Source organism: Siphonobacter sp. BAB-5385 (genome assembly GCF_002261125.1).
In the GTDB taxonomy this organism is placed as follows: Bacteria; Bacteroidota; Bacteroidia; order Cytophagales; family Spirosomataceae; genus Siphonobacter.
Genome location: NZ_NMPS01000038.1, coordinates 24,293 through 44,920, shown reverse-complemented (window position 1 = coordinate 44,920; position 20,628 = coordinate 24,293). Strand labels below are relative to the sequence as shown.

At 50.0% G+C, this 20,628-nt stretch carries 20 protein-coding genes; 9 read left to right on the top strand and 11 right to left on the bottom strand.

Features of this window, described 5'->3' with window-relative positions; all coding sequences use genetic code 11:
* Window positions 1-7 precede the first annotated feature (7 nt).
* The 5 genes from BWI93_RS03405 to sufC form a co-directional block, all read right to left on the bottom strand.
* Window positions 8-319 carry an SUF system Fe-S cluster assembly protein gene (locus tag BWI93_RS03405; RefSeq protein WP_094808761.1) on the bottom strand — a complete coding sequence of 104 codons (312 nt, stop codon included), beginning with the start codon at window positions 317-319 and terminating at the stop codon, window positions 8-10.
* A gap of 95 nt (window positions 320-414) precedes the next feature.
* Window positions 415-840, bottom strand: coding sequence for a SufE family protein (locus BWI93_RS03400; protein WP_094808760.1), 426 nt, complete (start codon window positions 838-840; stop codon window positions 415-417).
* A gap of 92 nt (window positions 841-932) precedes the next feature.
* Window positions 933-2,174 carry a cysteine desulfurase gene (locus BWI93_RS03395; RefSeq protein WP_094808759.1) on the bottom strand — a complete coding sequence of 414 codons (1,242 nt, stop codon included), beginning with the start codon at window positions 2,172-2,174 and terminating at the stop codon, window positions 933-935.
* Between the two features lie 180 nt (window positions 2,175-2,354).
* A complete protein-coding gene (sufD, locus tag BWI93_RS03390) occupies window positions 2,355-3,671 on the bottom strand; it encodes a Fe-S cluster assembly protein SufD (protein ID WP_094808758.1) in 1,317 nt (438 codons plus the stop codon).
* An 82-nt stretch (window positions 3,672-3,753) separates the two neighbouring features.
* Window positions 3,754-4,512, bottom strand: coding sequence for a Fe-S cluster assembly ATPase SufC (gene sufC, locus BWI93_RS03385; RefSeq protein WP_094808757.1), 759 nt, complete (start codon window positions 4,510-4,512; stop codon window positions 3,754-3,756).
* Window positions 4,513-4,858: 346 nt separating this feature from the next.
* Between sufC and BWI93_RS03380 the strand changes: the two genes are divergently transcribed.
* The 3 genes from BWI93_RS03380 (at window position 4,859) to BWI93_RS03370 (ending at window position 8,380) form a co-directional block, all read left to right on the top strand.
* Window positions 4,859-6,289, top strand: coding sequence for an arginine deiminase family protein (locus BWI93_RS03380; protein WP_094808756.1), 1,431 nt, complete (start codon window positions 4,859-4,861; stop codon window positions 6,287-6,289).
* Between the two features lie 51 nt (window positions 6,290-6,340).
* Entirely contained in the window at window positions 6,341-7,273 is a 933-nt protein-coding gene (gene ctlX / locus BWI93_RS03375; protein WP_094808755.1) for a citrulline utilization hydrolase CtlX, read from the top strand.
* 225 nt (window positions 7,274-7,498) lie between these two features.
* Window positions 7,499-8,380, top strand: a complete 882-nt coding sequence (locus BWI93_RS03370) for an SDR family oxidoreductase (protein WP_094808754.1) — start codon at window positions 7,499-7,501, stop codon at window positions 8,378-8,380.
* 180 nt (window positions 8,381-8,560) lie between these two features.
* Here BWI93_RS03370 and BWI93_RS03365 read toward each other — a convergent pair whose 3' ends face one another.
* The gene (locus BWI93_RS03365) at window positions 8,561-9,499 is read right to left on the bottom strand and encodes a M20/M25/M40 family metallo-hydrolase (RefSeq protein WP_369679092.1); all 939 of its coding nucleotides are present in this window, start codon (window positions 9,497-9,499) and stop codon (window positions 8,561-8,563) included.
* Window positions 9,500-9,710: 211 nt separating this feature from the next.
* Between BWI93_RS03365 and BWI93_RS03360 the strand changes: the two genes are divergently transcribed.
* Both BWI93_RS03360 and BWI93_RS03355 read left to right on the top strand, forming a co-directional pair.
* Window positions 9,711-10,073: a hypothetical protein gene (locus tag BWI93_RS03360; protein ID WP_094808753.1), complete on the top strand. Its 363-nt coding sequence runs from the start codon at window positions 9,711-9,713 to the stop codon at window positions 10,071-10,073.
* Window positions 10,074-10,077: 4 nt separating this feature from the next.
* Window positions 10,078-10,626 (top strand): GNAT family N-acetyltransferase, encoded by a 549-nt coding sequence (locus BWI93_RS03355; protein ID WP_094808752.1) that lies wholly within the window; start codon window positions 10,078-10,080, stop codon window positions 10,624-10,626.
* Between the two features lie 183 nt (window positions 10,627-10,809).
* On the opposite strand, the gene BWI93_RS03350 is transcribed toward BWI93_RS03355, so the two are convergent.
* Complete coding sequence (locus BWI93_RS03350; protein ID WP_094808751.1) at window positions 10,810-11,772, bottom strand: alpha/beta fold hydrolase; 963 nt, start codon at window positions 11,770-11,772, stop codon at window positions 10,810-10,812.
* Window positions 11,773-11,937: 165 nt separating this feature from the next.
* Here BWI93_RS03350 and BWI93_RS03345 point away from each other — a divergent pair, with 165 nt between their 5' ends.
* A complete protein-coding gene (locus tag BWI93_RS03345; RefSeq protein ID WP_094808750.1) occupies window positions 11,938-14,070 on the top strand; it encodes an alpha-L-fucosidase in 2,133 nt (710 codons plus the stop codon).
* 86 nt (window positions 14,071-14,156) lie between these two features.
* Here BWI93_RS03345 and BWI93_RS03340 read toward each other — a convergent pair whose 3' ends face one another.
* Window positions 14,157-14,603 carry a hypothetical protein gene (locus BWI93_RS03340; RefSeq protein ID WP_094808749.1) on the bottom strand — a complete coding sequence of 149 codons (447 nt, stop codon included), beginning with the start codon at window positions 14,601-14,603 and terminating at the stop codon, window positions 14,157-14,159.
* A 73-nt stretch (window positions 14,604-14,676) separates the two neighbouring features.
* Window positions 14,677-15,780, bottom strand: a complete 1,104-nt coding sequence (locus BWI93_RS03335; RefSeq protein WP_094808748.1) for an AI-2E family transporter — start codon at window positions 15,778-15,780, stop codon at window positions 14,677-14,679.
* Between the two features lie 212 nt (window positions 15,781-15,992).
* Here BWI93_RS03335 and BWI93_RS03330 point away from each other — a divergent pair, with 212 nt between their 5' ends.
* Together BWI93_RS03330 and BWI93_RS27385 are read left to right on the top strand one after the other, a co-directional pair.
* The gene (locus BWI93_RS03330) at window positions 15,993-16,793 is read left to right on the top strand and encodes an inositol monophosphatase family protein (RefSeq protein ID WP_094808747.1); all 801 of its coding nucleotides are present in this window, start codon (window positions 15,993-15,995) and stop codon (window positions 16,791-16,793) included.
* A 53-nt stretch (window positions 16,794-16,846) separates the two neighbouring features.
* Window positions 16,847-17,020: a FeoB-associated Cys-rich membrane protein gene (locus tag BWI93_RS27385; RefSeq protein WP_104712415.1), complete on the top strand. Its 174-nt coding sequence runs from the start codon at window positions 16,847-16,849 to the stop codon at window positions 17,018-17,020.
* A 67-nt stretch (window positions 17,021-17,087) separates the two neighbouring features.
* Here the strand turns inward: BWI93_RS27385 and BWI93_RS03325 are convergent, their stop codons facing one another.
* On the bottom strand, window positions 17,088-17,294 hold the full coding sequence (locus BWI93_RS03325) for a hypothetical protein (RefSeq protein WP_094808746.1): 207 nt from the start codon (window positions 17,292-17,294) through the stop codon (window positions 17,088-17,090).
* Window positions 17,291-17,620 carry an NADPH-dependent FMN reductase gene (locus tag BWI93_RS03320; RefSeq protein WP_176454116.1) on the bottom strand — a complete coding sequence of 110 codons (330 nt, stop codon included), beginning with the start codon at window positions 17,618-17,620 and terminating at the stop codon, window positions 17,291-17,293. The genes BWI93_RS03325 and BWI93_RS03320 overlap by 4 nt, the downstream gene beginning before the upstream one ends.
* 136 nt (window positions 17,621-17,756) lie before the next feature.
* On the opposite strand from BWI93_RS03320, the gene polA reads away from it, so the two are divergent.
* Window positions 17,757-20,579, top strand: a complete 2,823-nt coding sequence (polA, locus tag BWI93_RS03315; protein WP_094808744.1) for a DNA polymerase I — start codon at window positions 17,757-17,759, stop codon at window positions 20,577-20,579.
* Window positions 20,580-20,628 lie beyond the last annotated feature (49 nt).

Here is a 20,628-nt window from a genome sequence, read left to right as displayed (position 1 = left end):
CAACTGATTACATGAATCCTAACTCCAATTTGGCGACGTCGGACATCATGTCCTGACTGTATGGAGGATCGAAGGTCAATTCCACGGATACGTCGGATACGCCTTCGATTTCGCGTACTCGCTGTTCTACTTCTCCCGGAATTTCACCCGCGGAAGGACAAGCCGGCGAGGTCAGCGTCATGAGTACATAAACGTTATTAACCGGAAAGATTTTAATGTCATAAATCAGACCCAGCTCGTAGACATCCACGGGAATTTCAGGGTCATATACGGTTTTCAGGGCAGCTACTACCTTGTCCCGTAATTCGGATTCAGTCATTTTTAGTTTTCAGTTTATGGTTTTCAGTTTTCAGTAGCTTGCGTTTCAGTTTTCTCGTATAAACTGAAAACTGCCAACCGAAAACTGAAGACTAATCAGTTCTTCTGTAAGGCACTAAACGCCAGACCGTAGGTTTTCATTTGCTTGACCATGGACGCCAGCCCGTTGGAACGGGTTTGGGCCAGGTGTTGCTGTAAACCTACTTTTTCCATGAAGTACAGGTCCGAATTGACAATTTCATCGGGCGTGTGACCCGAGTATACCCGCACCAGCATGGAAATCAGACCTTTAACGATAATCGCGTCGGAGTCAGCCGTAAAGATAACCCGGTCGCCCTGCAGTGCTGCGTGGAGCCATACCCGGCTCTGACAGCCTTTGATGATATGATCCTCGGTTTTATACTGCTCGTCCAGGGGCGTCAGTTTCTTGCCAAGATCAATGATGTATTCATATTTCCCTTCCCAATCGTCGAACAATTCAAACTCTTCGATGATCTCGTCCTGGGTTTCGTTAATAGTCATATCTGGTAGTTGTTGGTTGATAGTGGTTGGTAGTTTTAAGTTGATCGAATCAGTGGAAATCATCAACGAACAACCAATAACCATCAACTAAATTACGCCATGAGCTTTTTCACTCGCTGCAAACCGGCGACTAATTTATCGATTTCTTCCATCGTGTTGTACATCGCAAATGAGGCACGGGTTGTTCCGAGAATGCAGAAACGGTCCATGACAGGTTGCGTACAGTGGTGACCCGTCCTCACGGCAATGCCCTGCTGATCAAGAATGATCCCAATGTCCTGATGGTGCACGCCTTCCAGTACGAAAGACAGTACCGAAATTTTTTCCTTCGCCTGACCAATCAGCCGAATGCCGTCCATCTGACCAATTTGCTCGGTCGCGTATTGCAGCAACTGATGTTCGTAAGCCGCGATGTTCGGTTTGCCAATGCTGGTGATGTAGTCAATTGCCGCTTTCAGGGCTACCACATCGGCAATATTGGGAGTACCGGCTTCGAATTTGTAGGGCAGGTCGTTGTACGTTGTTTTCTCGAACGTCACTTCCTTGATCATTTCCCCACCGCCCATGTAGGGGGGCATGGCTTCGAGCAAAGCCCGTTTTCCGTACAGCACACCCAGTCCGGTCGGACCGTAGATTTTATGAGCTGAAAGAGCGTAGAAATCCGCGTCCAGGTCCTGCACATCGATGTCAAGGTGGCTACTGGCCTGTGCTCCGTCAATCAGAACCACGGCACCGGCTGCGTGAGCTTTGGCAATGATTTCCTTGACGGGATTGACCGTTCCCAGGGAGTTGGAAGCGTGGTTGACGGCTACAATCTTCGTGCGTTCAGAGAGCATACCTTCGAACGTGTAGAGATCAAGTTCACCATTTTCCAGTACAGGAATAGCCCGGATGGTCAAGCCTTTTTCGCCCGCCAGCATTTGCCAGGGAACGATGTTGGAGTGGTGCTCCAGTCCGGAAATGATAATTTCGTCGCCTTCTTTGAGAAAGTGCCGTCCGTAGGTCTGAGCCACAAGGTTTATACTCATGGTCGTACCTGACGTGAAGATGATTTCTTCCGCCGAAGGAGCGTTCAGAAAATCCCGAACGGCCCGACGTGAGGCTTCAAAATCAGCCGTCGCTTTTTCCGCCAGCGTGTGAATACCCCGGTGAATATTGGCATTGTAACCCCGGTAGTAATTCATCAAGGCTTCAATCACCGGAATCGGCTTTTGCGTAGTCGCGGCGTTATCGAAATAGACCAGCTTACGGCCATTGATTTCCTGATCCAGAATCGGAAAGTCGGCTCGTATGCGTTTGATGTCAAAAGGAATCGTGGAGGTTGTGGTCATCATGGTGGGAATCGTTTCTCCGTCAATCTTAGATATAATCAAGATTTTAGGAAAAGAGTTTCGGTTGGGCGTGGAAACTACGCATTCACTTTCGGAAAAAAGCGAATCTAAAAAAACGACCGAAACGAAGGGTGAATAACACAAGCCATCGTTTCGGTCCGTTTGTTACCGTATGCCAATAGATTACACTTCGCCTACTTTCTTGGCGAGGGCATTTTCCAGGTACTCGCGAATGGCCGGAATTTTGATTCGTTCGACCACGTCTTCGGCAAAGGCCAGCATCAGCAGAGCCCGTCCTTTTTCTTTGGGAACTCCGCGGGATTGCAGGTAAAAGAGAGCCTCTTCGTCCATCTGACCCGTCGTCGTACCGTGCGAACACTTCACGTCGTCGGCGTAGATTTCCAGCTGGGGCTTGGTATTCATCGTAGCTTCAGGGGAAGCTAGTACGTTCTTACAGCTCTGGTAGGCATTGGTTTTCTGAGCATCCTCGCGTACGAAGATTTTGCCGTTGAAAACACCCGTAGCCTGATCAAAGATGATGCCTTTGTACAATTCGTTCGAGTACGAATTGGGCATGGCGTGATCAACCAGCGTATGGTTATCGATGTGCTGTCTGCCGTTGGGCAGATACAGACCGTTCAGGTGAGCTTCTACGTGTTCACCGTTCAGGACCAGGTTCAGGTTGTTCCGTACCCAGCCGCCGTTGAGCGTTACCGTCGTATCGTGCGTCTGGCTGGCCCGGCTGTGTTGTACCTGCGTAGTGCCGATGTGATAGGCTTTCTGCGTTTCGTCCTGAACCTTGTAGTGATCGAAATGAGCTTCTTCGCCCACGAAGGCTTCGGTCACCGTATTGGTAAAGGAAGAAAACTCACCCAGCGTACGGAACGATTCCGCCACTTTTACCTCCGCCCGATCCCCAACGATAATCAGGTTACGGAGCTGGATGGCTACATTCTCGGTACGGGCATCGGAAATGAAACGAAGAATAATCGGCGTTTCAACCACTTTGCCTTTGGGTACGTAAATGAACGCTCCATTCTGAGCAAACGCCGTATTCAGAGCCGTGAAGGCATCTTTGGAATCGTCGGCGTACTGGGCAAAATGTTTTTCTACCAGTTCGGGATACTTTTTGTATCCTTCGGTAAAGGGCAGAATCTCCACTTCTTCCGAAGGCGAAACGATCGTCGAAAGCTGGGGCCGATACTGTCCGTTTATAAAGTAAAGAATATTTCCTGCCAGATTAGGTATTTGGAGGGAAACCAGATCTTCGTCCGTAATAGAGGCCACCGGCGTAATATTAAATGCCTGATTGACCAGATTTTTAACGTTCGAATATTTCCACTCTTCGTGCTTGATCGTTGGGAATCCCAGCTGCTCAAAACGCGTCAGGGCCTGCCGCCGCCGCTGGTGTAGCGAACTGCGACTTTCGCCGTTCATACGCGTTTCATTCAACTGAAACTCGGCAATCAACTGGGCTTTAAAATCAATCGGAGTAGTCATTAAAGTTGGTGGATCGTCATTCGTAACGAATTCGAATGAATAACACGTTTAGAAATAAACTCGACGAAAGCGTACGCTTGGGTTAGACCAGAGCATCCACTTCTGCCTTGATCCAGTCGTAGCCTTTTTCTTCCAGTTCCAGAGCCAGTTCTTTCGTGCCGGATTTCACGATACGGCCTTTGTAAAGCACGTGTACGAAGTCAGGAACGATATAATCGAGTAAGCGTTGGTAGTGCGTAACGACAATGAACGAACGCTCGCCATCGCGTAGGGTATTTACGCCTTCAGCGACAATACGCAGGGCGTCAATGTCCAGACCGGAATCCGTCTCATCCAGAATACCCAGTTTGGGTTCGAGCATCGCCATCTGGAATACTTCATTCCGTTTTTTCTCACCGCCGGAAAAGCCCTCGTTGAGTGAACGGCTCAGCAGAGACTGATCGATATTGACCAGTTTCATCTTTTCCTTCATGCGTTTGAGGAAGCTGACGGCATCCAGGGGTTCCTCGCCCCGGTATTTACGGATTTCATTAAGAGCCGTTTTCAGAAAGTTCGTCGTCGAAACGCCGGGAATTTCTACCGGATACTGAAATGCGAGAAAAATGCCTTCTGCGGCCCGTTCCTCGGGAGCCAGTTCCAGCAGATCTTTGCCATCAAATTGGACCGTGCCTCCGGTTACGTCGTAGTCTTCGCGTCCAGCCAGTACAGAGGCCAGCGTACTCTTGCCCGAGCCGTTGGGTCCCATAATGGCGTGAACTTCACCGGGTTTCACTTCGAGATTGATGCCTTTCAGAATCTGCTTCTCTCCAATGGATGCCTGAAGGTTCTCTATTTTAAGCATAGCTGCTATGTCAAGGTAAATGTTTCAAAGTGCAAAGGTACAGGTTCTTCCGCAAAAGAATGCTGTCTATGAAGGGATAACTTGCTTTTCAACGGATTGGTTCTCTTTGCGAAAGGGAAGAAAAAGGGATTTGAAAATTTTTTCTGGGTTTAAACGAAATAGGGCCTGTTTTGGCACGAAAGGCCGAATTTCTTGTTTTTGAAGTGTCCGGGAAGCCTCTATCTTGCGGGCCGAGTAATCAAGTTTTGCGGGGAGAATGGTCGATGAATAGGCAAACAAAGCCCGCGTTTACGGACGCAATGGGCTGATAGCAACTCCCGAGTAAAACCCCAAACTAGTAAACCGTATGCAACCCATTTTTGTCGCCAGTGAAGTAGGCACGCTTCAGCGGCTACTCATTCACAGTCCCGATTCCGGGTTAGGGAAGGTGGTACCTTCCAAAGCTCAGGATTGGCTTTTCGAGGATATCGTTCATCTGGATACCATGCGGAAAGATGAGTACGATTATTACGTAAAAATTCTACTGTACTTTCTGGATCCGGAAAAAGTAAAGGGAAAGATTGCCCAGATTGACGCCGATCCGAAACGTTCCTTCTATAAACCCGATCACTCGGAGTATTTCAATTCCGACAAAGTCATTGAGTTCCAGAAACTACTGGCCGATATTCTGGAACAGGAAGCCATCAAGACCAAGCTCATTGCGGCGATTTGTGCCGTAGAGCACGAGTGGTACAGTACCCAGGCCGAATTAAATGAGTTATCGCCCGTAGACCTGGCGAAAACGCTGATTTCGGGGACTACACCCAGCGGAGAAATGCTCTTTTCTCCCGTACCCAATCTTATTTTTACGCGGGATATTGGCATCACCATCAATGACCATTTGCTGTTGAACAAACCGGCTAAACAGGCCCGTACCCGCGAAGCTCTGCTGGCTCAGTACATTTTCTATACGCACCCGATTTTTGAACCCCTACGCGGAAAAATCATCGAGTTGCCCGACAATGAGTTGTACTTTCTCCTGCCCGACAACGAGAAAAATTACAACAAGACCACGCTCGAAGGCGGGGATGTGATGATGGTGGCTCCCAATCACCTCGTCATTGGGGTATCAGAGCGAACGACCGTTTTTGCGGCTCAGCAGTCGATCAAGATTCTGTTCGAAAAAAATGTAGTTGATAAAATTACGGTCGTCCGGATTCCATTCAAGCGGGATTACATGCACCTGGACACGGTCTGTACGCAGGTCAAGAAAAACGTCTGGGTCGTGCTCGGCTCGCTACTGAAACAGGGTCGGCACGCGGAGGATCAGATTGACCCGACCATGAGCGGACTCATTCCGCCCAAAGCGGACGAAGATGTGAAGATTGTTCAGTTCTATAAAGATGGTACTTCGCCCAAAGAACTCGCCAGCCTGGAGGAACTGCTCACGCAGATTAGCGTAGAAGATCTGGGCTGTCGCGAAGAGGAGGTTACCTTCATTTTTTCGGGAAATAACGAGTTCCCTTACGGAGCCCGCGAGCAGTGGACCGACTCTTGTAACCTGTTAGCACTAAAAGAAGGCGTAGTGATTGGCTACGACCGGAACGATAAAACACTGGAAGCGTTTCGGCAGAAAGGCTTTCGGATTATTCGGGCTGCGGATCTGATCCAGGAATTTGAAAAAGGCCTCAGCTCGCCCGAAACCCTGACGGACACGTTTATTTTGTTACCCAGTGCCGAATTATCCCGGGCTCGCGGCGGCTCGCACTGCATGTCGATGCCCATTTTAAGAAAGTAATAATCCTAGTACCTGAAACGAGCCTTTCTGTAGTACAGGCAAACGCAAACCATGAGAACACAGTCCACCTCTAATTTATTAATGATCCGGCCCGTACGCTTCGGGTTCAACGAACAGACGGCCTCGTCTAACGCCTTTCAGAGCCTAAGCGTAGCCGATCAGACCAAGGCTATTGCTCAGACTAAAGCCCTCGAAGAATTCGATGAAATGGTACGGCTGCTGCGGGCCAAAGGAATGAACGTACTGGTAATTGATGATACAGAGGAGCCGCATACACCCGACTCTATTTTCCCGAACAACTGGGTCAGTTTTCACTTCAACGGAACGGTCATTACGTATCCCATGCAGGCGGAAAACCGTCGACTCGAACGCCGGGAAGATATTCTGCGTAAAATCGAAGAGCAGTTTTACATCAATCGTCGCGTGGACCTGACGGCGTTTGAAAACGAAGGGAAGTTTCTGGAAGGAACGGGTTCGATGGTGCTGGACCGCAAGTACAAAATTGCGTACGCCTGCCTCTCGCCCCGGACGCACGAAGAAGTACTCGATGCCTTTGCTCTACAAATGAACTACGAGGTGGTCAAGTTCAATGCGGAAGATGAAATGGGGCGGCCCATTTATCATACCAACGTCCTCATGTGCATTGGGGATCTGTTCGCCGTCGTTTGTCTGGACGCCATTCCGGATCCGGACGAGAAGTTTATGGTGCGGAGTTCGCTCGAAACCTCGGGTCGGCAGGTGGTTGAAATCTCGCTGGAACAGATGAAACACTTTGCGGGGAATATGCTGCAGGTACGCACGAACAAAGGCGAACAGGTGCTGATGATGTCTACGAAGGCCTACGAAAGTCTGACCGCCCGGCAAATTGATTCGCTGGATGACTACTGCCAGATTTTACATACCGACTTAAGCATCATTGAAGGCAACGGGGGTGGCTCGGCCCGCTGCATGATTGCCGAAATTCACCTGCCAATGAAGTATTGATTCAGAATAGTTTCAGGCGTTTATGTATCTTCCCGAAAGCTTCCGGTTTTCGGGAAGTTTTGTTTAGATTCCCCCCACTGGATACGTGACTAATGACAGGAAACCCCTTCTGGGTTAAGGGCTCGATTAAAAAAGGGCGACTGGTGCAAGTTTCCAAACTTGTACCTACCATTCGGCAGGGTCCTGCCTGCCTTCAATACGAACAAAGAACGTAATACTAAACCTATGCATCTCTATACCCAGCCCATGCTTACCCCAGGAACATTAACGGGCAAAACCATTCTGGTAACGGGCGGTGGTACCGGCCTGGGCAAATCCATGGTTCGGGAGTTTCTAAGGCTGGGAGCGAATGTTACGATTTGTTCCCGCAAACAGGCCGTGATCGAAGCTACGGCCCGGGAGTTGATGGAAACTACCGGCGGACAGGTACTTGCCGTACCCTGCGATGTTCGGCAGTATGATCAAATCGAAAACGTACTCTCGAAAACGCTCGAACGCTTTGGCCGTCTTGATGGACTCGTCAACAACGCGGCGGGTAATTTCATTAGTCCAACCGAACGGTTAAGTGCCAAAGCCTTCGAAACCGTTATCGGCATTGTTCTACAGGGTTCGGTGAATTTTACGCTGGCGGCGGGTAAGCACTGGATCGAGCAAAAGCAGCCGGGAACCATCCTGAGTATCATCACCAGCTACGCCTTTACGGGTACGGGCTATACCGTTCCCTCAGCCGTATCCAAGGCGGGGGTGCGTATCCTGACGCGTTCGCTGGCGGTGGAGTGGGCCCGGCATGGGATCCGACTTAACAACATCGCTCCCGGACCTTTTCCCACCAAAGGAGCCTGGGACCGACTCGTACCTGAACCCGTTGCTGACTTACTCAAACCGGAAAGTCGGGTACCCCTGGGACGAGTTGGTGAGCATCAGGAGCTGGCGAATCTGGCCGCTTACCTGATGTCGGACTATTCGGCCTACATCACCGGACAGGATTTTACGATCGATGGCGGCGAGTGGCTGAAAGGGGCCGGGCAGTTTAGTGCTCTGGAAATGATTCCGGATGAAGGATGGGACGAAATTGAACAAACCATCCGGCGTACTACCGGGGGATAGTTGTTGGTTAATGGTTGTTGGTGGTTAGTTGATGTTTTTGGTCAAAGAAGTTCTTAGGTACAAGCTAATAACTGAATACTAACACCCAACAACTTTGATGTTTTGGCCTACGCCATCGGCTATAAACCAACGACAATCAACAACCACTAATAACAAACAACCAACAACTAAACTAATAAACTAACTAACGGGCGTGAAGCTCATCTTCGGTTGCTTCAAAGCGTTGTCAATGATCTTTATTTCCAGATTAAGAATACCTACTTCGGACTTGAAATCGATTTTTTCTACGTCGTCTGTGGGTTTGTGATAATCATCGTGGCCACCCGTGTGGAAGAACAAAACGGGAATTTGTTTGGCGTAAAACGCGGCATTATCCGATCCGCCATTACCTGCCCGATCCGTAAAGAACTTTACCGAAGCTTCCACCCCTTCGAATACTTTGGCCCAGGTATCGCTCGTACCAACGCCACCAACGCCCACGCCACGATCGGGGTTGTACCGACCAATCATGTCCATGCAAACCATGAAATTGAGTTGATCCAGCGGTACGGTTGGGTTAGCCAGAAAATGGCGGGAACCTTGCAAGCCCAGTTCTTCAGCCCCGAAAGCAATGAATAAAAAGTTGTATTCTTCTTTCACCCCATTCTGAGTGTAGTACCGGGCCAGTTCCAGTAAGCCCGCTACACCCGAGGCGTTATCGTCGGCTCCATTATGAATTTTTCCTTCGGGATTTTTTTCCAGCGAGCTACCCTGACGACCCATACCGAGGTGATCGTAATGAGCACCAATGACAATGGTATGTGGAGCCCGATTGTTCAGAAACCCGATTACGTTTTTCGCTTTTCTCAGGCTGTCCGTTACAACGACCCGCTTCACTTTAGCCGTAAAGGGCTGCCAGTAGCCTTCGGAACCCATCGGTAGTAGACCGAGTTTGCGAAATTCTTTGGTAATGTACTGGGCGGCTTTATCATTTTCCTTACTACCCGTACCGCGGCCTTTCATCTGGTCGGAAGCCAGCGTGTGAATATGTTTGGAAATACGATCTACGGAAGGTAAATATTCCTGGGCAAAGAGCGGAGCGGAACTGAACAGGCAGAGCAGAGCAAAGAGTTTTTTCACGGGAATGAGACGTTACGTACAAACTTCAAAAGTAGCCACGATTGGGAGGTCGAGCCACGCTTTTTTTTCATTTTGAAAATTTCATCCTATCAAAGTGGAAAGGCGAAGGTAGTACTCCTTTTAATAATTGACTGACGATCAGCTGTTTCGGGAAAAGGCTGATCGGCTGGCATTGGTTTGGTATCCAGAAAGGCAAAAACTTACCTGAAGTATGGAAATACGCAATGCCGATGTGGTTCCGCTGGTGCGGACCCGGGTACCCGAAGCTCAGGGCGATCTGGCGAGGATTTCGCCCGAACTAGGCCCCTGTAAAGTGATGGCTCTGCTGAGCGAGCTGACGCATCGATTTGCGGACCACCACGATTTTATCGCCGTCAAACATTGTTTTGTAGCCGCGGACGAACTGCTTGCTGACGGGAGCCATCAGATTAGAAACGCGGTTTGTGCCAATTACGTATACAGTCTGGCCTCATTGCTGGATCGGCACGATGAAAGTGCGGAAGTGCTCATTCACCTCATGCCCTTACAATTACGTAGTGAATACATTCGACAGATTTCCAATTCGCTGCCCTAAGGTCATGAAAGAAGCGTTTAAAATTGAAGTAGCCTCGGCCCGACACGTCGCCTTCGCCGACACAATCTGTATCGCCATGAAGGAAAGTGCCGAGGCTCGGGGTACGGGGATCGGCGAACGTTCGCCGGAGTACATAAGGACCAAAATGCAGGAACACGAAGGCATCGTAGCGACGTACGCCGATGGCACCTGGGCCGGTTTCTGTTACTGGGATGTGTACGAAGAGGGTAAGTTCGTTTCCAATTCCGGTCTCATCGTCGCTCCGGAATTTCGGGGCATGAAACTGGCCGAAAAACTCAAACGGAAGCTGTTTCGATTATGCCGAAAACTATTTCCGCAGGCTAAAATCTTTGGAATTACTACCGGAACAGCGGTTATGAAAGTAAATACCCGACTGGGCTTTCAACCCGTAGCCTTCGAGGCTTTGCCCCACGATGGTCGCTTCTGGAAAGGATGTCAGGCTTGCAAGAACCACGATATTCTGGATCGGACGGAAGGACGCTACTGCTTATGTACAGGAATGGTGTTCGATCCAGCCACTAAAAAAGATTAAAGCCCTTCTCGTAGCGAAAATCCTAATAACCCCGGAGGGGTTCAACCTGAATAGCCTGGGATGCAATCCCAGGAAAAATTTGGCCCCGGGATTGCATCCCGGGCTATGCACATGAAACCCCTCCGGGGTTTTTAGATTATTTGTAATAGGGGTGGCGTTGCTGGATGGTGTATCACCTCTCGTTTACTTCGCAAAGTCTAATACAGCCTTTCGATACGCTTCCAAATCCTGTACGTGCGGAATATGTCCTACGCCGGGCAGAGCTACGAGCTTGCTGCCCGGTATTTGCTGCTGCGTACGCTTTCCCAAGGCCGGGTACTGACCATACTGATTCACCCGATCTTTGGGTACCCGATTCTTGCCTACGATGGTGCGGTCTTCCTGACCAATAATCAGTAAGGTCGGTACGCGGATATTTTTGAATTCATAACAAACCGGCTGTTCGTAAATCATCTGATAGGTGAGGGCATTGACCCAGGCAATCTGTTTGAATCGCGGGTCTTTCAAAGCGGCGGCCTGCACCTGTACCCATTCTTCGTACGCGGGTTTCCACTGCGGATAATAGCTCTGCTGGTACTTTTTGTAGGATTCGTAGGTGGCGGCAAGTTCGTTCTGGTAAGCTTCGTCGAGGGGTAGGTAAGGGACGATCGTTCGGTAGTCTTCCAGTCCGATTGGATTTTCCAGAATCAGTTCGCGGACTGTTTCCGGGTACATCAGTGTAAACCGCGTCGCCAGCATGCCGCCCATCGAGTGAGCAATCAGGGTGACTTGATCAATACCGAGCGAATCCAGTAGTCGTTTGTTGTGAGTGGCTAAAGCATGGAAACTGTAATGCAGGTCCGGGAAATCGGATTTGCCCCAACCTACCTGATCGGGTACGATTACCCGATAGCCAGCTTTTCGCAGAAAAGCAATAACATCCCGCCAGTACACGCCGTTGAAGTTCTTTCCGTGAAAAAGTAGGGCCGTCTTAGCGTTCATTTTGCCCACAGGCGGTACGTCCATGTAGGCCATACGAAACGTTTTCTGTTCCTGATGGAGGTTGATATATTGAACCGGATACGGATATTCAACCGACTGAGCGACAGTCAATGAAGCAAAAGATACCAGGAGAAACAGAAATAGAAGTACGCGAATCAGTTTCATAATCACGATTAAAAAGACTGCTCTTAGTAGGATAAAGCGAGTAGCAGACGCGAAAAGAAATATTCCAATCCCCGGAAATAAATCAGTAATTCACGGCCTAATCAAAACAATGATCTGACCTTTCGATTATTGCTAGAGAAACGTTAACCCCTTCAACCGGTCTGTATGAAACGATTGTACCTACTACTCATTTTCTTTTGTACCACGCTTGCCAGTTTAGCTCAGCAGTCCTCTAAAGCCCTGGAAACCTGGAAGAACGACAAGTACTCCCTATTCATTCACTGGGGGGTGTACTCCGTTTTAGGCGGCGTATGGGAAGGCAAGCCCGTGTCCAGAGGGTATAGCGAGCAAATTCGGGCTCACGCCGCGGGTCTGTATAGCGATACGTACGAGAACGTCGCCAAAACGTTCGACCCTAAACTCTGGAATCCGGATTCGGTAGCCCTGCTGGCGAAAGCGGCGGGCATGCGTTCCATCGTACTGACCTCGAAGCACCACGACGGCTTTTGCCTGTTCAAATCGGCCTACACGAAATTCAATATGGTGGATGCCACCCCCTATCACCGCGATGTCGTGAAAGAAATGGCCGAGGCCTGTCAGCGGAACGGACTTAAATTCGGACTGTATTTCTCGGTCATCGACTGGCATTTTCCGGCGGCGTACCCCATTTCCAGTAGTAATTCCGATCCGATTCCGGCGGCTCACCACGCATACAACAAAAATCAGATTCGCGAACTGCTCACCAATTACGGACCCATTTCCGAACTCTGGTTTGACATGGGTTCGCAAACGCCCCAGCAAAGTCGCGAGCTCCGGGAGCTGGTTCACCAATTGCAACCCAATTGTATGGTTAGCGGACGACTGGGCAACGAGGCGGGTGATTTCTGTGTCATGGGTGACAATGAATATCCCAACTACAAAATCGCTACGCCCTGGCAAACCCCTGCTTCCATCTACGACGAAACCTGGGGGTACCGCTCCTGGCAGGAACACGGTTCGGTGGAGGATAAGGCCCGAGAAAAACTGGCTAGTTTACTGAAAGTAGTCAGTCGCGGTGGAAATTATCTGCTGAACATCGGTCCACGGGGCGATGGCACCGTCGTGGAATTTGAACGGGACGTATTACTTAAGATCGGTAAATGGCTCCGGCAGAACGGAGAAGCCGTATACGGCACCAGTCCCGATCCCTTTCCTACGCCCTTCAAATGGGGGGAGGTAACGGCTTCGGGAACGAATAAACTGTACCTGTCGCTGCTGCAAATGCCCGCCAGCCGTACCATTACGCTGCCTAATGTCACCGGAGCCGTCAAGATCATTCACGTACTGGGACAACCGCAACAAACGGCTTCGTACAAGCGAATGGGGAACAATATTCAAATCATGTTACCAGCAGAAATCAAATCGGTGAAAGACGTTCCGGTACTTATGCTGGAATTTGCGAACGGCTACAGCGTACCGCCTGCCCGCGTACTGACGGTAGATCCAACGCAGAAAACGGTAGTACTCCAGCACGATAATGCCGAACATCACTACAGCATAGGCGGCGTCGATTATAACACGTATTACCGAACGGTCGTGAAAGATTCCTGGCAGATCGAATTACCCAAGGCCACTTCAATAACGCCCACAGTAGTATTCACCGAGGAAGAAAAAGGCCGTAGTATTGATTTGCAGGTCAATGGTGAATCGCAACCCGTCATTCTGGATGAAGCGGAAGAAGTACCCATTCCGCAGACGGGCAAGCTGACCTGGGGACCCCTCTATCTGAATCAGGTTGCTAATACTGGCATTGGCTGGACGAGCGTCATTCCCATTGATCCTTCCAGAAGCTGGCTCGCCAGTGGAAAACCCTGGCAGGCGACGGATTGGAAGAAAGGCGAAACTCATCAGCTACCCGCTCAGCCTTCCCAAAGCTGGTTTGTACTGCAGGAAATTACGGCAGATAAAGCTCAGCCCGTACTGGTAGACATCAGAAGTGGGGATGCCGTAGGGGTCTGGCTGAACGGACAACCGCTGTTACTGCACAACAACCCTGAGAAAACGGATTCGACGCGGGACGTGGTACTCCTGAAAGTACGGCCTGGAACCAACCAGTTGCTGGTTAAACTCTACAACCGCTACCACGATCAGGTACCCGTTCTGATCAGCGATCAGGTTCCGCAGGTCATGTACCGCAAACGACTCCAGCGGATAAAACTCGAACCGAGTAATACGCTAAGCTGGCAATTACACGAGCCACCCACGCCGCACCGGGATTTACAACTACCGAATCTTTCCCTGGAATGGAAGGCTAAATAATGAAAAAGAGACGCGACCTGTAAATCGCGTCTCTTTTTCATGAATACTGGATCGTAGCCTTATGGATCGACTTCATTCGAGAACGGCTACCAACTGAAAAACCAGACCCAGACGATGAAGAAAAACTGTAAACCTGTCCGTAACCAGAGATAGTCCGTACCGGGCCCGGTGTAGGTTGCTCGTTGGTAATCCACGCGTTGCAGGGCTGCGTACACATTGGCCGGAAAAATCAGGATAAAGAAAATAATGAGCCAAACGGCCGTCGTATGGCGAAAGGTAGGGAAGAGCAAACCCATGGCGGCGGCTATTTCCAGAACCCCCGTGGCCCAGACAATAACTTTTCGAAAGGGAATAAACGGAGGCAACATCAGGGACATGCCTTTCCAGAAGACGAAGTGGCCCAGAGCCGTGAATAGTAACATGACACTCATACCCACATTAGCCGCAAAACGCAAATGCCAGGCTCCCGACGAGAGCCACACGCCAATAAGGGTAATCAAAGTAAAGGATAGTAAGACAAGAAATGGTTTCATGCGGTAGTTAGGGAAGGATAGAAAAAACAGCAGTCACCGGGCCGATCATCACGGGAGGTGACTGCTGCTATACTTACAAAAGTTTATGATCGGGAATGATGGGCGTATCGGGCTGTTCGAGGGTAGCCTGCTGCTGGATGATTTTATTTTCCCGCTTTTCTTCTTTGATCAACTGCTTATTGGTTCGTTCGAACACCTTGAAAAGTACGATCAGGTAGGCAATAAGTAACGGACCAATGACCAGACCCAGGATACCGAACAAGGGAACGCCGAGTACTACCCCCGCCAGCGTAATCAGGGGGTGCACATCGCCCATGCGTTTAGCCAGAACAATCCGCAGGACGTTATCGACATTGGTTAAAACAATAACCCCAACGAGCAGAATACCGACGCCCTGCCCCGTATTTCCCTGGGAAATGGCGATTAAACCGGCCGGACCCCAGACCAGCGGAGTGCCCAATACGGGAATGAAACTCAGAAAGAACGAAACTGTACCCCAGAACGCCGCGTCCGGAATATCGAAAACCCAAAGGGTAAGTCCCGTCAATACCCCCTGAATCAAAGAAATCAGACCCTGACCCAGAATATTGGCGTTCACCATATTTTTCAGACTTTCCCCGAGTTCATCGTCGGTATCGTCGTCGAAAGGCAGGTATCGCCGCAGTCCACCCAGGAATTGCTCTTCCTGCTTGAACATATAGTACATCGTGAAAAACAGCAAACCCAGAATGATCAGTACGTCGAGGGTACCGCCGATAATAGAAGGAAACTGTTGACTGGCCCAGCTGGCTCCCTGCTGAATAAGCGACTGAATATTGTCTTCATCCGTAATGGAAAAGCCCGTCAGGTCTTCCAGTCGTTTTACCAGCTTGAGAATATCCTGGTAATTCTGACTGTAATAGCGAACCCGGCCAATCAACAGCAGGCTTAATACCAGAAAAGGAATAATGATGACAATGATGGAAAACAGTAGCAAGCCAATCGTAACGAGCGTCCGATTGAAGTTCTTTTTATGAACAAGGGTCGTAAACCAGGGGCGGAAAATGACATACAGAATACCAGCTCCGAAAAAAGCCGTAATATATTGTCGTAGACCGGCGATAATAAAGCCCGTAATGACCACAAGGCTGAAAACGAGCAGGTAACGCTGCTGTTTGGGGGTGTAAATAGAAGCCATACATTGAAGGGGTGAAATGCTGATTGCAAATGTAGGAGGCGTTAAAAAAATAATGCCCTATCCAGTTGACCACGGCGGAAAAGCCGGTTTGACGCAAAGAAATGCTTTCTTTCAGCGAAAATGTTCGTACGAATAAGTGTTACTTTGCCAACGGGCACCTAAACGCAAACCGCCATACTTGCGTTGCTCCCATAGCTAAACCAAAAGACCGCATGAGTTTTGAGAAAATTACCCTCGAAGTAACCCAATTGGCGAAAGCTGCCGGTGAATTTATGCTGGCGGAACTCAAACACTTCGATCCCACAAAAATCGAGCATAAATACGGCGAAAATTTCAATCTCGTTTCGTACGTCGATAAGGAAACGGAAAGTCGGCTGGTGGAAGGACTTTCGGGCTTGCTGCCCGGCTCGGGTTTTATTACCGAAGAAGGGACAGTAGAGCAGGCCACCGATCAGGAATTTGTATGGGTCATTGACCCCTTGGATGGCACGACGAACTTTCTGCACGCCTATCCGCAATTCTGTACCAGCATTGGACTGTTGCAGGGTGGCAAACCCGTAGCGGGCATCATTTACGAGCCTTTTCGGGATGAAATGTTTTATACCTGGAAAGACGGCGGAGCCTGGATGAACAAAGAACGCCTGTCAGTATCCAAAGTAGACCGGGTGCAGAGCAGCCTGCTGGCCTGTGGTTTCCCGAGTCGTCAGAATCAGAAGACCGAAGCGTACATGAACATGATTCTGCGGATTACGAAAGAATCGCACGGGTTCCGTCGAATCGGCTCGGCTGCTCTTGATCTGGCGTATACGGCCCGGGGCTGGTTTGAAGGTTATTTTGAATACAACATCAATAGCTGGGATATTGCGGCTGGTATCTTGCTGGTACAGGAAGCCGGTGGTACGGTTACTGATTTCAAAGGCGAAGAAAACTACCTCTTTGGCGGCGAAATCATCAGTTCCAACGGCCGCATTCATCAGGAATTGATTGACATGATTAGCGAAAGTATGGCTTAGTCCGAACAAAAAGGTTTGACTTGAACGTTATAGGCCCAAAGACAGAAGAAAGCATGGAAACACTCGTCATCGGAATGTTATTCGTCGGTGCCCTGGCGTACCTGGGGAATCAGTTCAGAAAGCAGTTCAGCCTGCGAAAAACCGGCGGTTGTGCCAAAGGTTGCGGGTCCTGCGGAGCGATCAAATTCGACGAGTCCAAGCTGCCTCCCATCCAGAAAGTGAACTAACGAGCAAGAAAATAGAAAAGCCCCAACGAATGCCATTCGTTGGGGCTTTTTGTATGCCATTGAAAACTTACTGTAAGACGGGTTTTTCCGTGAGTTCCTGGAGCAGAGCATTCAAGACGGCTTTCAGATCGGCTTCGGTTTCCGGCTTATCCATCTTGGTACGGGCGTGCGAAATGAGTAAACTGGTGTTTTCCAGAATACGGGCTCCCAGGATGCCTAAAGTGAGTCGCAACGATTCGTGGGCTTTTTCACCCAGTATCGAAGCCGTAATCACCGCCGTAGGTTTTTCATGCCATTCGCCGGAAGAGAACGCCGAGGTCCAGTCCAGCAGGTTTTCAAAACTCCCGGTACGCCGAATACGTATTCCGGAGAACAAAAGACGAGTGCATCTGCCGCCAGCAACTGCGTACGGAACTGTTCGACGGCCGCCGGATATTCTGTATAATCCGGATCAAAGGGAGGAATTTGAGCCAGCTCTTCGTAGATCTGCCACGAAACGGTATCAGGTACCCACTGGGAAATTTTCTCTAAAATTTGTGTATTGGTCGAGGCGGCCCGCAGGCTGCCCGAAATGGCCAGGATCTGATACGGTTTTTCCATGGTGCAAAACATAGGTAAACGGATGAGGCTGAAACAATCATCCAATCTAACGAAAATTCCTCTTTCGCAATAATCGTACCAGTGACGAAAGCCTGCCACGAAGCGTTAACTTGCGGGCAAGAAACGCAGCGGTTGCATGAAAAAACTATTTCTCCTGGACGCGATGGCCCTCATTTACCGGGCTCACTTCGCTTTTGCCAAAACGCCCCGTATTACGTCTACCGGACTGAATACCAGTGCTGTTTTTGGTTTTACAAATACGCTTCTCGAGGTATTACGCAAAGAAAATCCCTCGCATTTGGGGGTGGCTTTTGATACGGCGAAGCCCACCTTCCGCCATACACGTTTTGAGGCATACAAGGCTCAGCGGCAACAGCAACCCGAAGATATTACGATTGCCATTCCGTACGTCAAACGATTGTGCGAAGCTCTGTGCATTCCGGTACTGATTATGGAAGGCTACGAAGCCGACGACATCATTGGTACGCTGGCCAAAAAGGCTTCCGCAGTGGGTGGATACGAGGTATACATGATGACCCCCGACAAAGATTACGGACAACTGGTAGAGGAACACGTGAAGCTCTATAAGCCCGCTTTTATGGGGAAGGACGTGGAGATCATGGGTCCCAAAGAGGTTTGCGAACGCTGGGGCATTAGTAATGTCGATCAGGTCGTGGATTTGCTGGGACTGATGGGCGATGCCGTCGATAATATTCCCGGTATCCCCGGGATTGGCGAAAAAACGGCGGTGAAACTGATCGCTGAATACGGTTCAGTCGAAAACCTGATTGCCAACGTAGACCAGTTGAAGGGCAAAATGGCGGAAAACGTCCGTGCGTTCGCCGAGCAGGGACTTCTGTCCAAAGAACTGGCCCTGATTGAGCAGAATGTGCCGATTGAATTCGATGAAAAAGCTCTGGAACTCTGCGAGCCCAACCGCGAAGCGCTGTCAGCCTTACTTGATGAACTGGAATTCCGTACGCTTCGCAAACGCTTGCTGGGCGAAGAACCGGCACCCGCCGAGACCCCAAAAACGGCCAAATCCAAAGCCCCAACGGCTCAGATGGATTTGTTCGGAGCCGCTCCGGTAGCCGCCGTAGCTACGTCGGAAGTAGCGGGGCAGTGGGAGACCACTACGGTTCGTCGGACAGTGCATGATACCGTTCACGATTACCAGTTAATCGATACCCCGGAACTGCGGAAATCTTTGGCTCATTACCTCAATCTGCAGGATGCCATCTGTTTCGATACGGAAACAACGGCCCTGTCAGCCATTGAAGCGGATCTGATCGGGATGTCTTTTTCGTACCGGGTGGGCGAAGCTTTCTACGTACCCGTTCCGGACAACCGGGAAGAAGCTCTCGTCATCCTGGAAGATTTTCGTTCCGTATTCGAAAATGAAGCCGTCGAAAAAATCGCTCAGAACATCAAATACGATCTGACGGTTCTGGCCAACTACGGCGTGGAAGTCAAAGGAAAACTCTACGATACCATGCTGGCCCATTACCTGATTGAGCCCGAAAAACGGCACAACATGGATATTCTGGCCGAAACGTATTTGAATTACACGCCCGTAGCCATCGAAGAACTGATTGGTAAAAAAGGCAAGAATCAGGGCAATATGCGGGACGTGGATATGGAGAAAATCAAGGAGTATGCCGCTGAGGATGCCGATATTACCCTGCAACTCAAGGAGGTACTCAACCCCGTACTCCAGCAAAATCCGAAGCTGGTTTCGCTCTTTGAAACGGTGGAAATGCCGCTGGCCCGCGTACTGGCTGAAGTGGAAGCCGAAGGCGTACGACTCGACGTCGGTTTTCTGAAAGAGCTTTCCCAGCAACTCGACGTGGATTTGCGGGATACGCAACAGCGGGCCTGGGAACTGGCCGGACAGGAATTCAATATCGCTTCCCCGAAACAGCTGGGAGAGATTTTATTCGAAAAACTGCATCTCGATCCCAAAGCGAAGAAAACCAAGACGGGTCAGTATATGACGGGGGAGGACGTATTGCTAGGTCTGGAATCAAAGCACGAAATCGTACGAAAGATTCTGGATTTCCGGGAATTACAGAAACTCAAATCCACCTACGTGGATGCTCTGCCCGCCCTGCTTTCGCCGCGTACGGGTCGTCTGCACACCAGTTTCAACCAGGCCGTAACGGCTACGGGCCGGCTGTCGTCCACGAATCCAAACTTGCAGAACATTCCGATTCGTACGCCACGCGGACGGGAAATTCGGAAAGCCTTTATTGCCCGCGATGAAGATCACGTGATTTTGTCCGCCGATTATTCGCAGATCGAATTACGCATCATGGCGGCGTTTTCGGGGGATGCCAGTATGACGGAAGCCTTTAATCAGGGCCTGGACGTACACCGGGCAACGGCGAGCAAGGTTTTCCACGTACCGTTAGAAGAAGTCACCGCCGACATGCGACGTAAGGCGAAAACGGTCAATTTCGGGATCATCTACGGCGTTTCGGCCTTCGGTCTTTCTCAACAGGTAGAAGTGTCCCGGACTGAAGCCAAGGAATTGATTGACAACTATTTCCGGGAATTTCCGGCGGTAAAGGAATACATGGACGAAAGTATGGCCAAGGTACGCGAGACGGGCTACGCTGAAACCATTCTGGGCCGTCGGCGGTATTTGCCGAATATTAACTCGGGCAACCAGACCGACCGGGGCTACGCCGAACGCAACGCCATCAACGCTCCAATTCAGGGAACGGCGGCGGATATCATGAAAATCGCCATGGTGAAAGTGCAGGATTTTATTCGGCGGGAAAAATTAAAGTCCCGAATGATCCTTACCGTACACGATGAATTGGTTTTCGACGTTCATAAAAGCGAACTCGACTATCTGCGGGAGCACGTAAATGAGCTGATGGTGCATGCCTTGCCCTTGTCGGTAAAAATGGAAACAGGCATGGGCGTAGGGCAAAACTGGCTGGAGGCTCACTAAACAAAGAATTTAGGTGCGATACGTCCCTGAACATCAGAAGTTAAGCTAT